Genomic DNA, 17933 nt, shown 5'->3' with positions numbered 1-17933 from the left:
GACCAAAAAAAGACCGGCCGGGAGGGTTTCCCCTTCCCGGTCAGACAGAGGCGCGAATGAGCGAGACCAGGGCCTCGACTTCCGGGTCGAATTCATCCTTGTTCGGGATCAAAAGCCCGTATCGGCTCATGTGCTCTTCCAGTCTGACCGGCAGAATCCGGATCAGGCCGTTTTCCTGATAGTAGTCGGCAACCGATTGCGGCAGAACGGCCAGCATGTCGCTTTTTCCGACCGCCAGCGTCGTCATCAGCATCGACGACGTTTCAAGGCCGTAATGCGGTGCGGGCAGATCCGCATGAGCAAAAGCAAGCTCGATCGACATGCGCATCGGGCTGGGCCTTGGCTGAAGGATCCAGCTGAAATCGCCAAGATCCACCAGACTGAGCTGTTTGCTTGGCACCAGAGGATGCGACGGCGCCGCCACGACAGCGAGCCTCTCCTGCCAGAGCGGTTCGAAGCGGATGCCGGTCATGTCGAGATGTTCCACCGGCCTCCCCAGTACGATATCCAGCGCACCTTCGTTGAGCGCGGAAATGAGATTGTCGGAAGTCGACACCATCAGGCTGATCTGCGGGCCGACATTGGTTTCCATCAGGTTCATCAGAAGCTCGGATACCTGCCCCGGCAAGGCTTCCATGATCGCGCCAAGCCGCACCTTGCCATATTCGCCGCGCTGCATCGCCGACAATTGCGCCTTCAGCCGCCCTGTCTCGGAAATGATCTGGCGGGCATGCCGGGCGACCACCACGCCATAGGCCGTTGGTTTCATTCCCCTGGAAAGACGCTCGAACAGCGTGACCCCGAGCGTCTCCTCCACTTCCTTCAAAAGTTTTGTCGCCCCGGGCTGGGAAAGGTTCAGCTCGCGCGCGGATTCGTGCAGATTGGTCGTGACTTCCAGGCTCGCCACAAGGGCAAGCTGTTTGAACCGCAGGCGAGACAGGATCGCCATGTCGAAGGTTCCATGCATATCGATCGATCCGCTCAGTCGTTTGCGTACCCGCTTGGCGGTCTCAATCGATACCGGATTTTTTCCTTTCCAGACAGTCAAATACCCGGCCTCATGTCTCAAGGTGGATCAAACGGCGGCTGACCGCCCCGGAGTTTTCCTCACTGCCCCCAGCGCAAAACCAGGGGATCGAGCCGGCGCAGAAGCGTCAGTAGCCTCTCGCGGACCGGCTGCGGCAGCGGGTCAATCGGATGCCGGCAGAAATCGGATTTGATGACACCGCCTTCGACCATCGCCGCCTTGCAGGACCGCCAGCCGCACAAGCGGTTCTCGTGATTGATGACGGGCAGAACCCGCGCATAGGCATCTGCTGCCTCGTCGGTTTGGCCCGCGTGATAGAGCTCGATGACGGGCTTGATCTGGTCGACGATCATCCCCGAGGTCATCGATCCGCGCGCGCCTGCGTCCAGATCCGCCAGCAACGTGATGCCTTCTTCGCCATCAAATGGGCATTCGATGGCAGGGCCGCCTTCAGCAATCAGAGACCGCAACTTGTTGGCAGCCTGCGGGCATTCGATCTTGAAGAGCTTCACCATCTCGATCTCGCGGGCCATCTTCACCAGAAGCGGCACCGGCAGGTCGACGCCGGACAGGGGCGCATCCTGGATCATGATCGGAATGCCGACCTCGCCAACGGCAGCGAATTGATCAAACGTCTGCTGGGCGTTCCCTTTCAAAAGAGCACCGTGATAGGGCGGCATCATCATGACAATGGCTGCGCCAAGCGACTTGGCAAGCTGCGCCCGCTCTACCGCGATCCGTGTCGCGAAATGGCTGATCGTGACGATGACAGGAACGCGGCCGTCGATATGCTCGATGCAAAGCCGTGTCAGCAACTCGCGCTCTGCATCCGACAACAGGAACTGCTCGGAGAAATTCGCCAGGATGCAGATGCCATCCGCGCCCTGGTCGATAAGGCAATCCAGCACGCGGCGCATGCCCGGTTCATCAAGCGAACCGTCTTCGTGAAAGGGTGTCGGGGCGACAGGCCAGATACCGGAATAAGGGGTCATGGGGCTACGTGCTTTTGTCTTTGAGGATAATGGATGAGCTTCCTGCCTCGGTTTGCGGGCCGGAGCAGGAAACCCGAAAGGTCACTCGGCAATGTCGAAATGCTGGAGATGCTTGTCCGAGATCGTAATGCCGAGGCCGGGCAGATCGTCGTCAAGCTGCAGATAGCCGTCCACGGCTTTCGGGTCTCCTTCGAAGATGTAATAGAAGAGCTCGTTGCCGACCTCGACATCGAACACCGGAAAATACTCGCTGATCGGGCAATTCGTGTTGGCCATGGTCAGATGGTAGTTGTGCATCTGGCCCGCATGGGGAATGACCGGGATCTGGGCAGCTTCGGCAATGGCGTTGATCTTCTGCGCCGCCGTGATGCCGCCAACCCGGTTGGTATCATACTGCAGGATGCTGACGGCCTTGCGGTTGATGAGCTCGGCACAGCCGATCACCGAAAACTCGTGCTCGCCGCCGGAAATCGGCACGATGTTCATAGCATTGAGTTCGGCATACCCGGCAACGTCATCCGCGATCACGGGCTCCTCTAGCCAGCGTGGCTCGTAAGGAGCAAGTTTCGGCAACATGCGCTTGGCATAGTCGAGGTTCCAGCCCATGTAGCATTCCAGCATGAGGTCATTGTCGTAGCCGATGACCTCGCGAACCGCTTCGACCCGCTTCAGGTTTTCCCGCATGCCCGGCATGCCGTCCTTGGGGCCAAAGCCAAAGCGGGACTTGAAGGCCTTGTAGCCGCCCTTCATTGCCTCCTCGGCTTCCTTCTGCATCGCCTCGATCGACCCGGCGTAGAGCTTGGAATAATAAACCGGGATCTTTTCCTTGGTGCGGCCGCCCAGAAGCTTGAAAACCGGCTTGCCGACCAGCTTGCCCATCAGATCCCAGATCGCGATATCGATGGCCGAGATAGCCGTCATGCCGATCCCCTTGCGCCCCCAGGCGTGGCTGCGCCGGTACATCTTTTCCCAGATGTAGGCATAGTCGAACGGGTCTTCGCCGATCACCAGTGGTGCATACCAGTCGTCGATGGCCTTCTTGACGACCGAGGGAGCCAAGGCGGCGTTGCCGATGCCGATTGTGCCGTCTTCCGTCTCGACTTCACATGTCAGCCACTGGTGAAAGCGGAAGGACGACATGGCATCGCCCTTCATCCACAGGGCATCGGAAGCGTTGGTGCAGAAGTTGCCCTGCGGCGGGACCGTCGGACCTTTCCAGGTCCAGACGCGCGTGCGTACGGATTTGATTTTCATATGACTGATCCACTCAATTGGAAATTCGTGAAGTCCGGCGCCGCGTTCCCATGGCGCAGGCGATGTTCCAGGCGTTGCGCATCGGGCCGACATTGGCCGTTCCCTTGCCGCGAATGTCGAAGGCGGTTCCGTGTGCCGGTGTGGTGATCGGGATCGGCAGGCCGCCCTGCACCGTCACCCCCTGCCAGAAGCCCAGCAGCTTGATCGCGATCTGCCCCTGATCGTGATAGAGCGTCACGATGGCGTCGAGTTCCTTGGCGACCGCTTTCAGGAATATGGTGTCGGAGGGATAAGGCCCTTCCACAGGCAGGCCAAGCGCCTTGGCCCGTTCGACTGCGGGCGTGATGATCTCGATTTCTTCCGTCCCGAAATTGCCGTTGTCGCCATTGTGCGGATTGAGGCCGCAGACACCGATCCGCGGGCTCTCGAACCCGGCATCCTTCAAGGCCGAATGGATCAGCCGTGCAGCCTCGATGATCTTGTCTTCGGTGATGAGGTCAGCCACATCGCGCAGGGCGATGTGGCTCGTTACCCGGCTGGTCCATAGACCGTCCATCACGTTGAGTTCCGAGACACTGCCATTGTGGCCCAGCCGGTCGGCAAACCAGTGCAGCTCGTCCGACTGGCTCATGCCGGCCGAATGAAGTGATGCCTTGTTGAGCGGGGCAAAGACCAGCGCATCCGCCTTGCCTGCCCGAACTATGTCGACCCCCATGCCAAGTGTTTCCAGGCAATGTGCGCCACCTTCCGCGCTCACCTCGGCACGTTTCCAGCCACCTTCCGGAGCCTTGCCAACCTGCAGGAATGCCGGAACCCCGGACCCTTGCTCGGGCAGCACAGCCGATGAGACGACCTGATAGTCGAAACGGACACCGGCGATCTCCATGCCGGTTTTCAGCTCTCCCTCGTCTCCAAGGATCAGGATATCCGCCGCCTGGCGGGCTTCCTCCTCGGCGAGAAGCCGGGCGACCAGTTCAGAGCCGATACCCGCCGGGTCGCCAAGGGTCAGAACCAAACGCGGTTTGGGCGTCGTCATTGAATAAACTCCGTCAAAGCAAGGGAAACCTGGGGAACGTAGGTCACCAGAAGCAGGATCAGGGCGAGCACGCCGATGAACGGCAGGTTGGCACGGGACGTTTCCCAGATGCCCGCCTTGGCAATCGAGCAGGACGTGATCAGCACCGAGGCGACCGGCGGTGTCTGCTGACCGATTGCAAGGTTGAGTGTCACCATGATGCCGAAATGGATCGGGTCGATGCCAACCGCATTCACCAGCGGCATGACCACCGGCACGACCAGGATGATTGCTGCCGCCCCGTGCAGGAACATGCCGAGCACCAGCAAGAGCAGGTTGAGCAAGGCCAGCACGATGAAGGGATTGGTGGTCAGTTCGGTGATCTGCGCGGCCAGTTGCTGCGGCACCTGGGCCTGCGTCAGGAACAGCCCCAGCGCGGCGGATGTTGCCACCAGCAGCATGACCACACCCGTCTGGCTGATACCTTCCAGCATGGTCTTGCGCAGGCGCCGGACATCGAGATCCCGGTAGATGAACAGGCCGATCACCAGGGCGGCCAGCACCGCCAGCCCGGCGCCTTCCGTTGCCGTCACGATACCGGAGAATATGCCGCCCAGGATGATCACCGGCATGGTGAGCGCCCAGAACGCTTCCCGGAAGGTCCTGGCAACGTGGCGAAGGTCGAAGCCTTCGGCGCGCGGCAGGTTGTAGCGAACTGCCAGAATGTAGGTGACGATCATCAGCAGTCCGCCGCCGAGAACGCCCGGAACGATACCGGCCACGAACAGCTTCAGCACCGAAGTTTCCGCAATTGCACCATAAAGGATCATGGGAATGGACGGCGGAATGATGATGGCAAGGGACGCCGAAGACGAGGTGATTGCCGCCGCAAGCGTCCGGGAATAGCCGCGTTTCTTCATTTCAGGGATCAGCACCGTACCGGTGGCAGCCACATCGGCCACGGCTGACCCGGAAATTTCGGCAAAGACCATCGAAACACCGATGTTGACCATGCCCAGCCCGCCCCGGACAAAGCCGATGAGAGCAGTGACAAAATTGATCAGCCTGACGGAAATGCCTGACGTGTTCATCAGATTGCCGGCAAGGATGAACAGCGGGATGGCGATCAGCGGAAAGGAGGTTGAGCCCGAATAGAGCGCGATGGCCATGTCGTAGAGCCGGTCCGTACCCGAAGTCAGGACGAACCCGCCGAGAGCGACAATCCCGATTGCCACGGCAATCGGCACATTGATCAGGATCAGTCCGATGAGGACGATTGTTGTCAGAAGAAGGATCATCGCGTGCCCTCCCGTGCGTGCATGGCCTGGGCCTCTTCTTCAGCCTCGGCAATTGCGTGTTCGATTTCCGCGTGTTCCCGATCAACCCCGGCGGCAGCGTCGCGCAGCGTGCGTGGCAGCGTCAGCAGCGTTCCGATGATCATGAGACCTGAGGTGATGGGGATGACCGATTGCACGATGTCGAGCGTCATCCACGGAAGGCTGAGGAGTGAATCCCACTTGGCAACCGCCAGAACCGCATAGCCGTACCAGGCAACAATTGCGAAGAAGGCGATGACGAGCAGTTCCGAAAAGGCTGTCAAGGCCACCGCCAGCCCTCTCGGCATGGCAGTCACCAGGCCGGAAAAGGACATGTGATGCCGCATGAAGACAGCGTAGGTCGCGCCGAAGTAGGTCAACCACGCCAGCATCACGCTGGCCAGTTCGTCGTACCAGGACGGCGAAGCCCCCAGGTAGCGCATTGTCGTCGAGTAGATGACCGCTCCCGTCAAGGCGAGCAGAAGTGCGATGCAGACAGCCTCGATTGCGCGCAACAAAAGGCGCTCGAACAAAGCAATCATGGCTCCTCCCAGAGAAATTGCCGGCCGGTTGACCCGGCCGGCTGTTTTGTCAGTGTCTTGTTTGATCAGTCGGCAAGGCTCTGCGCCAGCCCCACCAGCTTGTCGCCACCCTCAACCTTTGCTGCAAAGGCCTCGTAGATCGGCGCAGACGCTGCGATGAAAGCGGACTTGTCGGCCTCGTTCACCTCGACCCCGGCGGCACGCACCTTGTCGACCAGCTCCCTGTCCGCAGTCTCGCCTTCATTGAGCGACCAGTCCTGCACCGAAGCTGCAACTTCGGATACGGCCGTCTTGACGTTTTCCGGCAGCTTGCCCCAGGTGCCGGCACCCGTCGTCAGGTAGGTCGGCGAATAGACGTGGCCTGTCAGGCTGAGATACTTCTGAACTTCCTGGAAATTGGCGCCGACAATGTTGGTGAGCGGATTTTCCTGCCCGTCCATCGTGCCGGTCTGCAGTGCCACGAACACTTCCGAAAATGCCATCGGAGTCGGGTTGGAGCCCCACTCCTTGAACATCGCGACACGCCACTCGGAAGACGGTGTACGGATCTTCAGCCCGTCCAGGTCGGCCGGTGTGTTGATCGGGCGGGAATTGTTCGTGATCTGGCGGAACCCGTTTTCCCAGGTTGAAATCACGTGAAGACCTGCGGCTTCAGCCTTGGGGGCCAGCTCCGTCTTGACCAGATTGGCGTCGATGGCCTTCAGATGCTCGCGGTCCTTGACGAGGAACGGCATGTCGAACAGGGCGAATTCCGGCGCCACGTTGGTCATGATGGACGAAATCAGGGTAAACTGCACGGTACCGAGACGCAGCTTCTGCATCAGCTCCTTCTCGTCGCCCAGCTGCGCGTCGGCATAGAATTCGACTTTGTCGGCATCGCCGAGACGCGCCTGCAGCTCCTCGGCAAACTTCTGCGCGCTGCGGCCCTGCAAGCTGTTGGAAGCCGCGCCAACGGCAACGATGTAGGTCTCGGCCTGCGCGGGCAGCGCACCGAAAGCAAAGACGGACGCGAGCAGGCCTGCACAAAGGCCCTTGTGTATCTTGTTCATTGATGTCTCCTCCACTTGACGGGACCGACGACCGGCGACGGACGTCAACTCCCACCTAAGGGAACCTAGTGAAAGTCCGTTGCCAAGAATAATGGGAAGACAGGATCGACCGATAACCAAATGGAATTGATCACACCTGTTGCGAAAACCATGAGAGCAAGTACCAGCACCTGCTGCAAACCCGATAACGGCGGTTTCCGCCCCTTGTCCCAAGCCGAAATGCAGCGTTCTGTAGCCTGATCAACCGAACTTTGGCACAGTCTGGCACTGCCAGAAATCAACCGGAAGGCCCATGGCGTGAAAGCCCAATATGTGGAACTGATCGACGCTGTCGCGACCCTTGGAAGCCTGGCGGCCGCCGCGAAGGTCCTTGGAAAATCTCAGCCAGCAATCACCAAGGCGTTGAAGAAGATCGAGGGCGACCTCGGCGTTGTTCTGTTTCACCGGGTGCCGAGCGGCATCGTGCCGACACTGGAAGGCCAGACCGTTATCGACCGCTGCCGCCGCATCCAGAGCGACCTGCAGAAGCTTTCGGAAGATGTCGCCCAGTCACGCGGGCAATATGTCGGCATGATTTCAGTGGTGGTCTCGCCGCTTGCCGCACTGAAGATCATTCCTCCTGTGCTGCGCCGGTTTCAGAACCGGTTTCCGGGCATCGAGCTGAACATCACCGGAGGCCACGCCCCGAAGGCCTTTCACGCGCTGAGGTCGGGCGAAGCGGATTTCGTCATCGGCCCGGCTCCTGACGGACAGCCCAAGGCAGGGCTTCATGTCGAACCGCTGCTGACGACATCGGTGACCTTCCTTGCGGGCCAGCAGTCCTACCTGAAGGACCTGTCAAAACCGCAAGACCTGTTGAACGCACGATGGGCCGTTATCGGCCCGAGCAGCCGCCGCCCTCTTTTTCAGGACTTCTTCCGCCTGCACGGTCTGCAAGGGCCCGCCCCTGTCATCCGCTCCGATTCGATCCTCAGTATTCTGTCCGTTCTGGAACAGTCCGACATCGTCTGTTCGTTTCCATCGCTCATTGTGGACGAGGTCAGGGAACAGTGGTCCGTGACGGCGCTGCCTGTCGACCTGAGCATACTGACGGTGGATATTGCCCTTACTTGGACCAAGGAAAGGCTGCTGACGCCTGCTGCCCTCGCCTTTGCAGACATCGTTCGCGAAGAAGGCCGCAATTGCGCTCCCCAGACATGAATGGATATAACCTGAAGTTATATCCATGAGTTCGAGTTAATTGAGGGATATACCTCCGGAGTGCTAGTCTTCCGCTCAAGAAGGCCGCAGAAGCGGCACCTTGGGAGGACATCTGAGTGAATATCCTGTTCGTCATGTACGACCAGCTGCGCTTCGACTATCTGAGCTGCGCGGGACACCCGTATCTGCACACACCGAATTTTGACCGGGTTGCCGCCAGGGGCGTGCGCTTTACCAACGCATATGTGCAATCCCCCATATGTGGCGCCAGCCGGATGAGCTTCTACACCGGGCGCTATGCGTCCTCCCACGGGGCACAGTGGAATGGCTTCCCGCTCCGGGTCGGCGAACACACGCTCGGCGATCACCTGCGCAAGGCCGGCATGGACTGCTGGCTTATCGGCAAGACGCACATGAAAGTGGATGCGGAAGGCATGACCCGGCTGGGGCTGTCCCCGGACAGCATCATAGGTGCCCGGCAGGCCGAGTGCGGATTTGATGTCTGGGTGCGGGACGACGGGCTCTGGGGCGAAGGGCCGGACGGCTTTTATGACGAAAAACGTTCGCCTTACAACGAATACCTCAAGTCCCGCGGCTATGCGGGAGAGAACCCCTGGGCGGATTTCGCCAACGCCGGCGTCGAAAACGGCGACAAGGCGTCCGGCTGGATGTTCGACAATGCGGACAAGCCCGCCAATATCCGCGAGGAAGACAGCGAAACACCCTGGCTGACGACCCGCACGCTCGAATTCATCGAACAGGCAACTACACCCTGGTGCGCGCATGTCAGCTACATCAAGCCCCATTGGCCATATATCGTGCCGGCGCCCTACCACGACATGTACGGGCAGAACCACGTTCCCGCCGCGATCCGCGCCGATGTCGAGCGCGACAACGCTCACCCTGTCTACGCGGCTTTCATGGCCAACAAGATTGCGGCCGCCTTTCAGCAGGACGACGTGCGCCGGAAGGTCATCCCCGCCTACATGGGCCTGATCAAGCAATGCGACGACCAGCTCGGCAGGCTCATGGACTACCTGGAAGAGACCGGCCGGATGGAGGACACGATGATCGTGCTCACCTCCGACCACGGCGATTATCTCGGGGACCACTGGCTCGGCGAAAAGGACCTGTTCCACGAGCCTTCGGTAAAGATCCCGATGATCGTCTACGATCCGCGTTCCGAAGCCGATGCCACAAGAGGCACAACCTGCGATGCGCTGGTAGAAGCCATCGACCTTGCCCCGACATTTCTGGAAGCTGCCGGCGGGGTCGAAGCCGGTCACATTCTGGAAGGCCGCAGTCTGAGCCCCTGGCTGCGCGGGGAGACGCCCGACTGGCGAGAGGCGGTCATCAGCGAATACGACTATTCCGTCACCCCCATGTGCGCCTCCCTTGGCGTCACCACCAGGGATGCCCGTCTCTTCATGGTGTTCGACGGCCGCTACAAGCTGATCCATGCCGAAGGCGGTTTCCGGCCGATTCTGTTCGACCTTGAGAACGATCCGGAAGAATTCCACGACCTGGCCAAGGTCGACGGCCATGAGGCCGAGATCGCCCGCATGTACGACCTACTGGCCCGCTGGGGTCGGCGTATGTCGCAGCGTGTGACGCGGTCGGATGCCGATATCGCCGCCATGCGCGGCAAGTCCGCCCGGCGCGGTATTCTTCCGTTCCTGAAGGATGGATCGGAAGTGCCGGAGGAACTGACCGAGGCCTATCGCGGCCCTGCCCTGCAGGATCATGTTTCGTCCGAAAAGGGAGGACGTTGAGGTGAGCACGGCAACAGGCGACACCCCGGCTATTGCCCGCAGCGACAAGTGGATTGCCGACTGTCTCGCCGTGCTTTTCGTGCTCGTGATCGTTACATATGCGGCCTCCGGCCCGATCACGGATTTTGTCCGCTGGTTCATCGAGACCACAACACAAGGCTTCGATGAACTGTCGCGCCGCGATCAGCGCGCTCTGCTTCGCGACCACTGGCTCGGGGCTGGTTACCGCTCGTTCGAACGATCCTTCCTGCTGCCGACCGGGCTGATCATTGGCCTGCCAATCGTCTTTTCCTTTGCCATCTGTCTGCTGACACTGCACCGGGGCCGCGCCTGGCGCTGGCTCAACTGGGCGCTGACGCTGCTTGCGCTCGCCGCCTTTGTGTCCTGGATGCTGAAGATCTTCGCGACTGACGGCGGTGCGCTGCCAAGCGCCAGCCCCATCGACTTCGTGATGTTCCCGATCGCCACCGCCATTACGCTTTATCTGACCTGGCGCATGTTCGGCGGCTTCATCGTCGCCTTCTGCCTGTTCTGGGTGGTCTATTTCTTCATTCGCGGTTACCTGCCGGACTGGACCGGCATTCTGGCCGGATCCGACTCCACATTCGGGCAGAGCCTTCGCGCCATGGTGTTGAACTTCTGGGCCCAGACCGGTGGCCAGTTCGGTCAGCCCCTGCAGGTCGTCTCCGGCAGCGTGCTGATCTTCATCGTTTTCGGTGCGGTGATGATGGCCTCGGGTGCAGGCGACCTGCTGTTGAAGATCGCCAACCGGCTCACCGGCGGGCTCGTCGGTGGTGCCGCTCACGCGGCGGTCGCCTCCTCCGCCCTATTCGGGACGCTTTCCGGCGCCGCGATTTCCAACGTGGTCTCCACCGGCGTGATGACCATTCCCGTCATCAAGAAATCCGGCTTCAAGCCGGCCTTTGCCGGGGCTGTGGAAGCTGCCGCTTCCACAGGCGGTCAGATCATGCCGCCGGTGATGGGGGTTGTCGCCTTCTTCGTCGCCGGACAGATCGGGCTGGAATACCGCTACATCGTTGTGGCCGCCATCCTGCCCGCGATCATGTTCTACTTCGCCACCTTCCTGACGGTCTATTTCGAGGCCCGGCGTCTTGGCATCGGGGCCCTGCCGAAAGAGCAACGGCCGCCACTCACAGGTAAGGAATGGGTGCAATGCCTCGTGTTTGTCGTACCACTGGGTGTGCTTACCTATTTCCTGTTCAGCCAGCCCTCCGTACCCAAGGCGGGGTTCTACGGCTTTGTTGCCGCCATCGTCTCCGCGCTGGTCCTGTTCCGCGAATTCCGGTCCCGCACACGCCTCTGGCAGGCGTTCGTCAATGCGGGTCGCATGGCGGCTACGATCGTCGTCATCGTTACGGCGATCGGACTGATCGTCGGCCTGATCCAGGTGTCCGGTTTTGCCGGTCGCCTTGCGCTGTTGCTGACACAGCTCGCCAGCGGGCCGCTGCCGCTCGTACTGGTGGTCGTTGCCCTCGGCGCCATCGTGCTCGGCATGGGTCTGCCGCCTGGCGCAACCTATTTCATTATCGTGATCGCGCTCTCTTCCGGCATTGATGCGGTTGGTATCCCCGAACTGACGCTGCACCTGTTCGTGGTCTTCTTTGCGGTCATGTCCACGGTTACCCCGCCCGTTGCGCTCGCCGCCTTTGCCGCCGCCCCGATTGCCGGGGCCGACCCGATCCGCACGGGTTTCGAAGCCGCCCGGATCGGCATTGCCGGCTTCCTCATCCCCTTTGTCTTCGTCTATCACCCGGCGGTTCTCTACAAGCTGCAGGTGCTGTTCGCCTGGTTCGGCACCGGCGCGCCGGACAGCAAGGCGATGGTCGATCTCACGACAGTCTCCTGGGGAGCGTTCTTCTGGATCATCGTCGCTTTTGCGCTCGCCATGTGGTCGATCGCTTCCGCTTTGGCCGGGTTCGACCGGGGGCGCCTGCCGTACTGGGAGCGTATTTTGCGCATTTGCCTCGGCCTGCTGGTTCTGGTGCCGAACGTGGCCATTGCCGGTGCAGCCGCGGTTCTGACCCTGGCGGACCTCGCCTTTCACGCAATGCGGCACCGGAGCCCAGCCGCCGCGCCCAATCCATCACAATGAAAAGAGCAATTTTCCACGGGAGGACGGAATGAAACGATTTGCCTTTACAGCCCTTGCGGGCCTGATACTGGCTGGCTCTGCGTCGGCTCAAGACACCACGCTCAAGATGCAGACCATCGAGCCAAGCCTCGGTCAGGCAATCACCATGGCGACCTTCGCCAATATCGTGACGGACAAGCTTGATGATGTTTCCATCGAAGTCGCCGGCGGTGGCGCGGCAACGCTGCACCAGATGGAAACCGCTCGCGGCAATCTCGACATGTACATGATCTCGCCGACCATACACATCCTGATGAGCAACGGTGCGGCCATGTACAAGAACGAGCCGGAAGCCCCGGAACTTGCCAAGAATGTGCAGGTGCTGATGTGGTTCCCCTACGGCCAGTATCACTTCGCCGTTCGTGGTGACAGCGACATCACCGTTCTGGACGACATCGAAGGTGCAACGGTCTTCCTCGGACCGCAAGGTGGCGGTGCTTACAACGCAGCCAAGGGCTGGATCGAGGCCACCACCGGACTAGTCGCCGGTGAGGACTACGACGCCATCAAGGCAAACTGGGCAACCGGCTTCCAGTCCTTCCTGGACGGCAAGGTGGAAATGTACGTCAACGGCTGTATCGACCCGTGCCAGCAGTTCATCCAGTTCACCGAAACCGAGACAGTCCGCTTCATCGGACCGGAAGACGATCAGGGTGAAGAGGTCGACAAGTTCCTCGGCAAGTTCCGCCAGCGGGCTGAAATTCCGGCAGGTCTCTACGAGAACCAGGTGAATGACGGTCCGGTCATGTCCAACGACACGGCAGTCGGGATCGGTGTGCGTGCGGACCTTGACGAAGAACTCGTCTACCGGATCACCAAGGCCTTCTGGGAAAACCTTGGCAGCATCACAACCGATGCCCCCTGGGCCAAGGCCTTGTCGCCAGACTATGCCGCCCAGACACTCGGCACGGCCACGTTCCACCCGGGCGCTGCCCGTTACTACAAGGAAATCGGGGTTCAATAACCGGCGTTGGCCCTGACCGACGAAGAGCGGCCGGGCAAATCCACCAAGACCGGGGGTCTCCAGCCGTGAGCGCAGACCCCCGGTAAAGCTGCATCTATCGTTTTTCCGCCAAAACGTTGTACCCTTGTCAAAGCCGGCTGGGGGCAGCGGAAGATACCTGAGACTTTTTACGCGGAAGGTATTGATATGACTGTAACTCTGGATATTCAGCAACCACAGCCGTTTGATCTGGTGGGATCAAGAATACTGATCGCGGGTAATGCGACCGCATTCGAAGGAACCTTGAGCATTCGGGTTTCCGAAGGACACGACGAATATGCCTCCTTCACCCAGGTCGGCTCACTCGGCCTCAAGCAGTTCCAGGGATTTATCGATATCCCGGACACCAACCAGTTTCAGCTCAATCGCCTGTTCCTGACCCTGGCCGACGACACCGGCAACGAAAATGGCCCGTCCGTCGTCGTCCCTGTCCTGTTCGGCCCCAGGATCCTGGCGGGATACGGTGGCTGGCAGCCCTACACGGTGAAGTCGGGCGATACCCTGACCAAGATCGCGCAAGACCAGTATGGCACTAGCGACTATCAGCCGATCTTCGATGCCAACCAGCACATCCTGAGCAGTCCAAACGTTATTTTCCCGGGCCAGGTTCTTCGAATACCGCGCAACGACATCTGACGCCCGGCATCCGCCTCAAACAAAGGCCGGCAAAAGAAAAGGCCCGCCAGAGGCGGGCCTTTCCGTCAAACCGTATTCGGCGCTGATTAGCGCGAATAGAACTCGACCACCAGGTTCGGTTCCATCTGTACCGGGTACGGTACGTCAGAGAAGCCCGGAACGCGGGAGTAGGTCGCGGTCATCTTGTTGTGGTCGACGTCGATATAATCCGGAACATCACGCTCTGCGGACTGGGTTGCTTCCAGAACCAGGGCGAGCTGCTTGGACTTTTCACGAACTTCGATCACGTCACCCGGACGGATCTGGTAGCTCGAGATGTTGACGCGCTTGCCGTTCACCTTCACGTGGCCGTGGTTGATGAACTGACGTGCTGCGAAAACGGTCGGGACGAACTTCGCACGGTAGACTATGGCGTCCAGACGGCGCTCCAGCAGGCCGATCAGGTTTTCGGAAGTGTCACCCTTCATACGGGACGCTTCAGCATAAACCTTGCGGAACTGCTTTTCGGAAATGTTGCCGTAGTAGCCTTTCAGCTTCTGCTTTGCGCGGAGCTGAACACCGAAGTCGGACAGCTTGCCCTTGCGGCGCTGGCCGTGCTGACCCGGGCCGTATTCACGCTTGTTGGCCGGGCTCTTCGGACGACCCCAGATGTTTTCGCCCATCCGGCGGTCAATTTTGTACTTAACGCTATGGCGCTTCGACATCGCGGTTTCCTTTGAATTCGCGTTGTTATTTAAAAGGAAACGCGCCCTCCTTTATCGTCACAACCCGTCTTGCGACGGAAAGGTCAGATCGACAGGGACCCGGCTAGACGGCGCCGGCCGGATGCCCACGGGTGCGTAGATCCGGAAGACATTGTCTGCCGGACCGCGCGGAGATACAGGCAGAGCCTTGAAATGTCAATCCGTGCACCCGGTCCGCTTCGGAAAAGACCCGCCAAACCCGGCCAATTCTGCTTATTTTGTCGGACAAGCAGGCATATTTAACGGTTCAGATGGAATTCATTGCCATAATTTATGACGTAGCGTCCACAAAATGGGGAAAACAATGCATACATTTAGAGATTTTTAATTGCAGCTTTTCACTATGCAATCGCCGTTGCAACCATAGCGAATAATATCAGTGCAACGGACTGTTCCGAGACCCCATCAAACAACGGAAGCTTATCGGCCGGACCTCGGCAATAGGATCTAGAATGTCAGCGAATCGTCAACCAGTTCTTCAGACAGTTCCGGAAGCGCCCGGCTTGCTCTGTCGTACGCCGAAGGACACGCTGGCGAAACTGGATTATGCCCTTCAGCCGGTCGTCGATATCGGCACCGGTGTTGTTTACGGCTATGAGGCCCAGATCCGGAACTGCGATCTTGTCGGTGCGCAATCTCCTGACGAACTGATCGATTTTGCCCACGCCGAAGGGTATCTGCCCCAGTTGGAGGCCCATCTTCTGGCAAAGGCGATGAACCGCTTCGGCAGGTTGAAGATCGCCCAGGGCACCAAACTCTATTTCAAGCTGGATGGACGCGACCTCGGCCAGGACAACGATCCGCGCATGCGGCTGGCAGGCCTTGTGGCGGAAGCCGGCTTGCAGGTGAACCAGATCTGCCTGGAATTTTCCGAACGGCACCAGCAGACCTTCACCGACGTTACCCACCATGCCGTCAACGATCTGCGCCAGTTGGGCTTCCTGATCGCGCTTGACGACTTCGGCCGAGGCTCTTCCGAGCTGCGTCTGCTGCACGACATGTCGCCCGACTACGTCAAGATCGACCGTTTCTTCCTGAACGGCATCGATTGCGACGCAAGGCGCAAGCTGTTTGTCACCACGGTGGCCAACCTGGCGCACGTGCTGGGCGCAAGGGTAATTGCCGAAGGTGTTGAAACGGAGAGCGAGTTCAAGGCCTGCCGGGAAGCCGGCTGCGACCTGATCCAGGGCTACTTCGTCGCCAAGCCCTTCCAGGAAGCTTCTTCCGCCAAGCTCTTTTATGACCATGTGCGCGCGCCGGGTGTCGGCCGCAAGCGCCGGGAGGAGCTGGACCGGATCCGCAACGAGCTGATCAAGGTACCGACCATCCAGTCGAACGCTTCCATGAACGATCTGCTCGACATGGTGGTCCATAACCAGGAGGCCAGTGTGGTTCCGGTTGTGGATGCCAACAACGAGCCGCGCGGCCTGATCCACGAACGCGACCTGAAAGCCTATCTTTACGCAGGCGCACCGGACGACGACGATGCCAAGGCAGCCCTCGATTTCCCGTTGCGCTCTTTTGTGCGCGCCTGCCCGATCGCCGACATCGATTCCAATGCGGACATGCTGCTGGTGACCTTTGCCTCCTCGATCAATTCGGATGGCATCATCATCACCGAAAACTTCCGCTATGCCGGTTTCCTGTCTGCCACGTCTCTCCTGAAGATCATTCACGAAAAGCGTCTTCAGGAGGCGCAGGACCAGAACCCGCTGACCCGCCTGCCGGGCAATGGCGCTATTTCCAGGTTCATTGCCGAAAGCGGGCGCAAGGGCACGTACGACCGGCACATGTGTTATTTCGACTTCGATAACTTCAAGCCGTTCAACGACACCTATGGCTATCGCCAGGGCGACCGGGCGATCATTCTGTTCAGCGAACTGCTGCAGCGCCATATTTCGGGGTCAGGCACGTTTTACGGCCATATCGGCGGCGACGATTTCTTCGCCGGTTTCCAGAATGTCGACCAGACAGATGTTGCTGCGCGCATGCTGGCGCTGAAACGTGCATTCCGCCTGGATGTCGAAAGCTTCTATGAGCCTGAACACCGGGAACGCGGCTTCATCGAAGCCCAGGACCGCTTCGGCACGACGCGGCAGTTCCCGCTGCTGCAGTGTTCCATATCGATCCTCAGCCTGCCCAAGGGCCTGACGCTGCATCCCGATACGCTCAACCACGAGATCATGGAACTGAAGCGCGCAGCCAAGCGCTCCGACGACGGCCTGGCCGTCAAATGCCTGGCTGCGTGAGGCCAAGCCACACTTCTACACTTCTCAGGGAACACGTTGCACGTTCTCACCTGACCGGCGGGACACGGCTCTGAGCGCACCTCTCATAGGAGGGCACGTTCGGGATGATGCCTTGTGCTGCTGTGTGGCTCGATCCGGGCGACCGATGGCCAGGAAAAAAGGCCCGTGCGACTACGCTGCCAATCAGTCCAGTACCAGGCCAAACCCGGCCAGCAGCCGTGACACCCCCGCATCCTTCGTGCCCGAGGTGAAGATCGCCCGATCTGGCAGATGGCGGGAAGGTTCACTTGCAGCCCCCTCCCCCAGAACTCGGACCAACTGGCGGGCGATGGCTTCCGCCGGATCCAGCCAGTCGACCGGCCAGGGAGCAATCCTGCGGAAACGGTTGGCAAGAAACGGATAGTGGGTGCAGGCCAGCACGACGATGTCGGTCCGCTTGCCGTCCTGTTCCAGGAAACAGTCAGAGATTTCCGGCAGAAGGTCTGCGTCGGAGACGGTGTCGCCACGCAGATGTTTTTCGGCCAGTTCCGCCAGCTTGTCCGATCCGACAAGCCGGACATGGCACTGGCTGGCAAAACTCTCGATCAGGCTTCGTGTATAGGTTCTGCGCACCGTGCCCGGCGTTGCCAGAACCGAGATCAGCCCGGAGGAGGTGCGCTCCGCCGCCGGCTTGATTGCCGGAACAGTGCCGACAAAAGGCACGTCTGGATGTCTCTCTCGCAAGGCGTCCCCTGCGAGCGTGAAGGCTGTATTGCAGGCAATCACCACCGCCTTGGGGCCGTGTTCGGCAATCAGATCGTCGAAAAGGGATACGATCCGTTCTTTCAATTCCGCTTCCGGCCAGCGGCCGATGGGAAAGGCCGCATCGTCGGCGACATAAAGGAGCGGCTCATAAGGCAGCAGATATCGCGCTTCGCGCAGCACCGTGAGCCCGCCAAGACCTGAATCGAAAAAGAGTACCGGCCCCGAACCCTGCAAGATCT

General features: G+C 60.0%; 15 protein-coding genes. 6 read left to right on the top strand and 9 right to left on the bottom strand.

The window, feature by feature from the left end:
• Positions 1–40: 40 nt before the first annotated feature.
• The 7 genes from FIU93_RS16420 to FIU93_RS16390 all read right to left on the bottom strand — a co-directional run bounded on the left by FIU93_RS16420 (position 41) and on the right by FIU93_RS16390 (position 7195).
• Positions 41–1048 carry a LysR family transcriptional regulator gene (locus tag FIU93_RS16420; protein WP_152506190.1) on the bottom strand — a complete coding sequence of 336 codons (1008 nt, stop codon included), beginning with the start codon at positions 1046–1048 and terminating at the stop codon, positions 41–43.
• A 59-nt stretch (positions 1049–1107) separates the two neighbouring features.
• The gene (locus tag FIU93_RS16415; RefSeq protein ID WP_152506189.1) at positions 1108–2019 is read right to left on the bottom strand and encodes a dihydrodipicolinate synthase family protein; all 912 of its coding nucleotides are present in this window, start codon (positions 2017–2019) and stop codon (positions 1108–1110) included.
• Positions 2020–2100: 81 nt separating this feature from the next.
• Positions 2101–3273 (bottom strand): L-rhamnonate dehydratase, encoded by a 1173-nt coding sequence (locus tag FIU93_RS16410; protein WP_152506188.1) that lies wholly within the window; start codon positions 3271–3273, stop codon positions 2101–2103.
• A gap of 13 nt (positions 3274–3286) precedes the next feature.
• On the bottom strand, positions 3287–4309 hold the full coding sequence (locus FIU93_RS16405) for a 4-hydroxythreonine-4-phosphate dehydrogenase PdxA (RefSeq protein ID WP_152506187.1): 1023 nt from the start codon (positions 4307–4309) through the stop codon (positions 3287–3289).
• A complete protein-coding gene (locus tag FIU93_RS16400) occupies positions 4306–5586 on the bottom strand; it encodes a TRAP transporter large permease (RefSeq protein WP_023000845.1) in 1281 nt (426 codons plus the stop codon). The genes FIU93_RS16405 and FIU93_RS16400 overlap by 4 nt, the downstream gene beginning before the upstream one ends.
• The gene (locus FIU93_RS16395) at positions 5583–6146 is read right to left on the bottom strand and encodes a TRAP transporter small permease subunit (RefSeq protein ID WP_023000844.1); all 564 of its coding nucleotides are present in this window, start codon (positions 6144–6146) and stop codon (positions 5583–5585) included. Before FIU93_RS16395 ends, FIU93_RS16400 begins: the two co-directional genes overlap by 4 nt.
• Before the next feature lie 65 nt (positions 6147–6211).
• Positions 6212–7195 (bottom strand): TRAP transporter substrate-binding protein, encoded by a 984-nt coding sequence (locus tag FIU93_RS16390; protein ID WP_023000843.1) that lies wholly within the window; start codon positions 7193–7195, stop codon positions 6212–6214.
• 297 nt (positions 7196–7492) lie between these two features.
• Between FIU93_RS16390 and FIU93_RS16385 the strand changes: the two genes are divergently transcribed.
• The 5 genes from FIU93_RS16385 to FIU93_RS16365 all read left to right on the top strand — a co-directional run bounded on the left by FIU93_RS16385 (position 7493) and on the right by FIU93_RS16365 (position 13958).
• Positions 7493–8395, top strand: coding sequence for a LysR family transcriptional regulator (locus tag FIU93_RS16385; RefSeq protein ID WP_152506186.1), 903 nt, complete (start codon positions 7493–7495; stop codon positions 8393–8395).
• Positions 8396–8529: 134 nt separating this feature from the next.
• Complete coding sequence (locus FIU93_RS16380; protein ID WP_209010423.1) at positions 8530–10167, top strand: sulfatase-like hydrolase/transferase; 1638 nt, start codon at positions 8530–8532, stop codon at positions 10165–10167.
• 1 nt (position 10168) lies between these two features.
• The gene (locus FIU93_RS16375) at positions 10169–12280 is read left to right on the top strand and encodes a TRAP transporter fused permease subunit (protein ID WP_173017344.1); all 2112 of its coding nucleotides are present in this window, start codon (positions 10169–10171) and stop codon (positions 12278–12280) included.
• Positions 12281–12308: 28 nt separating this feature from the next.
• Positions 12309–13283 (top strand): TAXI family TRAP transporter solute-binding subunit, encoded by a 975-nt coding sequence (locus FIU93_RS16370; protein WP_152506183.1) that lies wholly within the window; start codon positions 12309–12311, stop codon positions 13281–13283.
• A gap of 186 nt (positions 13284–13469) precedes the next feature.
• Complete coding sequence (locus FIU93_RS16365) at positions 13470–13958, top strand: LysM peptidoglycan-binding domain-containing protein (protein ID WP_152506182.1); 489 nt, start codon at positions 13470–13472, stop codon at positions 13956–13958.
• Positions 13959–14044: 86 nt separating this feature from the next.
• Here FIU93_RS16365 and rpsD read toward each other — a convergent pair whose 3' ends face one another.
• A complete protein-coding gene (gene rpsD, locus FIU93_RS16360) occupies positions 14045–14662 on the bottom strand; it encodes a 30S ribosomal protein S4 (RefSeq protein ID WP_023000837.1) in 618 nt (205 codons plus the stop codon).
• 491 nt (positions 14663–15153) lie between these two features.
• On the opposite strand from rpsD, the gene FIU93_RS16355 reads away from it, so the two are divergent.
• Complete coding sequence (locus FIU93_RS16355) at positions 15154–16950, top strand: EAL domain-containing protein (protein ID WP_023000836.1); 1797 nt, start codon at positions 15154–15156, stop codon at positions 16948–16950.
• A 183-nt stretch (positions 16951–17133) separates the two neighbouring features.
• Here the strand turns inward: FIU93_RS16355 and murI are convergent, their stop codons facing one another.
• Positions 17134–17928, bottom strand: a complete 795-nt coding sequence (gene murI / locus FIU93_RS16350) for a glutamate racemase (RefSeq protein WP_152506181.1) — start codon at positions 17926–17928, stop codon at positions 17134–17136.
• Positions 17929–17933 lie beyond the last annotated feature (5 nt).

Origin of the sequence: Labrenzia sp. THAF35 (assembly GCF_009363595.1) — a bacterium.
Classification (GTDB): domain Bacteria; phylum Pseudomonadota; class Alphaproteobacteria; order Rhizobiales; family Stappiaceae; genus Roseibium; species Roseibium algicola.
The sequence above is the reverse complement of the archived record's forward strand: the minus strand, read 5'-3'. Positions and strand labels throughout refer to the sequence as shown.

Coding starts and splice junctions, on each gene's coding strand:
- FIU93_RS16410 (WP_152506188.1), bottom strand. CDS start 3,273: ATGAAAATCAAATCCGTACGCACGCGCGTCTGGACCTGGAAAGGTCCG.
- FIU93_RS16380 (WP_209010423.1), top strand. CDS start 8,530: ATGTACGACCAGCTGCGCTTCGACTATCTGAGCTGCGCGGGACACCCG.
- rpsD (WP_023000837.1), bottom strand. CDS start 14,662: ATGTCGAAGCGCCATAGCGTTAAGTACAAAATTGACCGCCGGATGGGC.
- FIU93_RS16370 (WP_152506183.1), top strand. CDS start 12,309: ATGAAACGATTTGCCTTTACAGCCCTTGCGGGCCTGATACTGGCTGGC.
- FIU93_RS16390 (WP_023000843.1), bottom strand. CDS start 7,195: ATGAACAAGATACACAAGGGCCTTTGTGCAGGCCTGCTCGCGTCCGTC.
- FIU93_RS16405 (WP_152506187.1), bottom strand. CDS start 4,309: ATGACGACGCCCAAACCGCGTTTGGTTCTGACCCTTGGCGACCCGGCG.
- FIU93_RS16355 (WP_023000836.1), top strand. CDS start 15,154: ATGTCAGCGAATCGTCAACCAGTTCTTCAGACAGTTCCGGAAGCGCCC.
- FIU93_RS16400 (WP_023000845.1), bottom strand. CDS start 5,586: ATGATCCTTCTTCTGACAACAATCGTCCTCATCGGACTGATCCTGATC.
- FIU93_RS16415 (WP_152506189.1), bottom strand. CDS start 2,019: ATGACCCCTTATTCCGGTATCTGGCCTGTCGCCCCGACACCCTTTCAC.
- FIU93_RS16395 (WP_023000844.1), bottom strand. CDS start 6,146: ATGATTGCTTTGTTCGAGCGCCTTTTGTTGCGCGCAATCGAGGCTGTC.
- FIU93_RS16365 (WP_152506182.1), top strand. CDS start 13,470: ATGACTGTAACTCTGGATATTCAGCAACCACAGCCGTTTGATCTGGTG.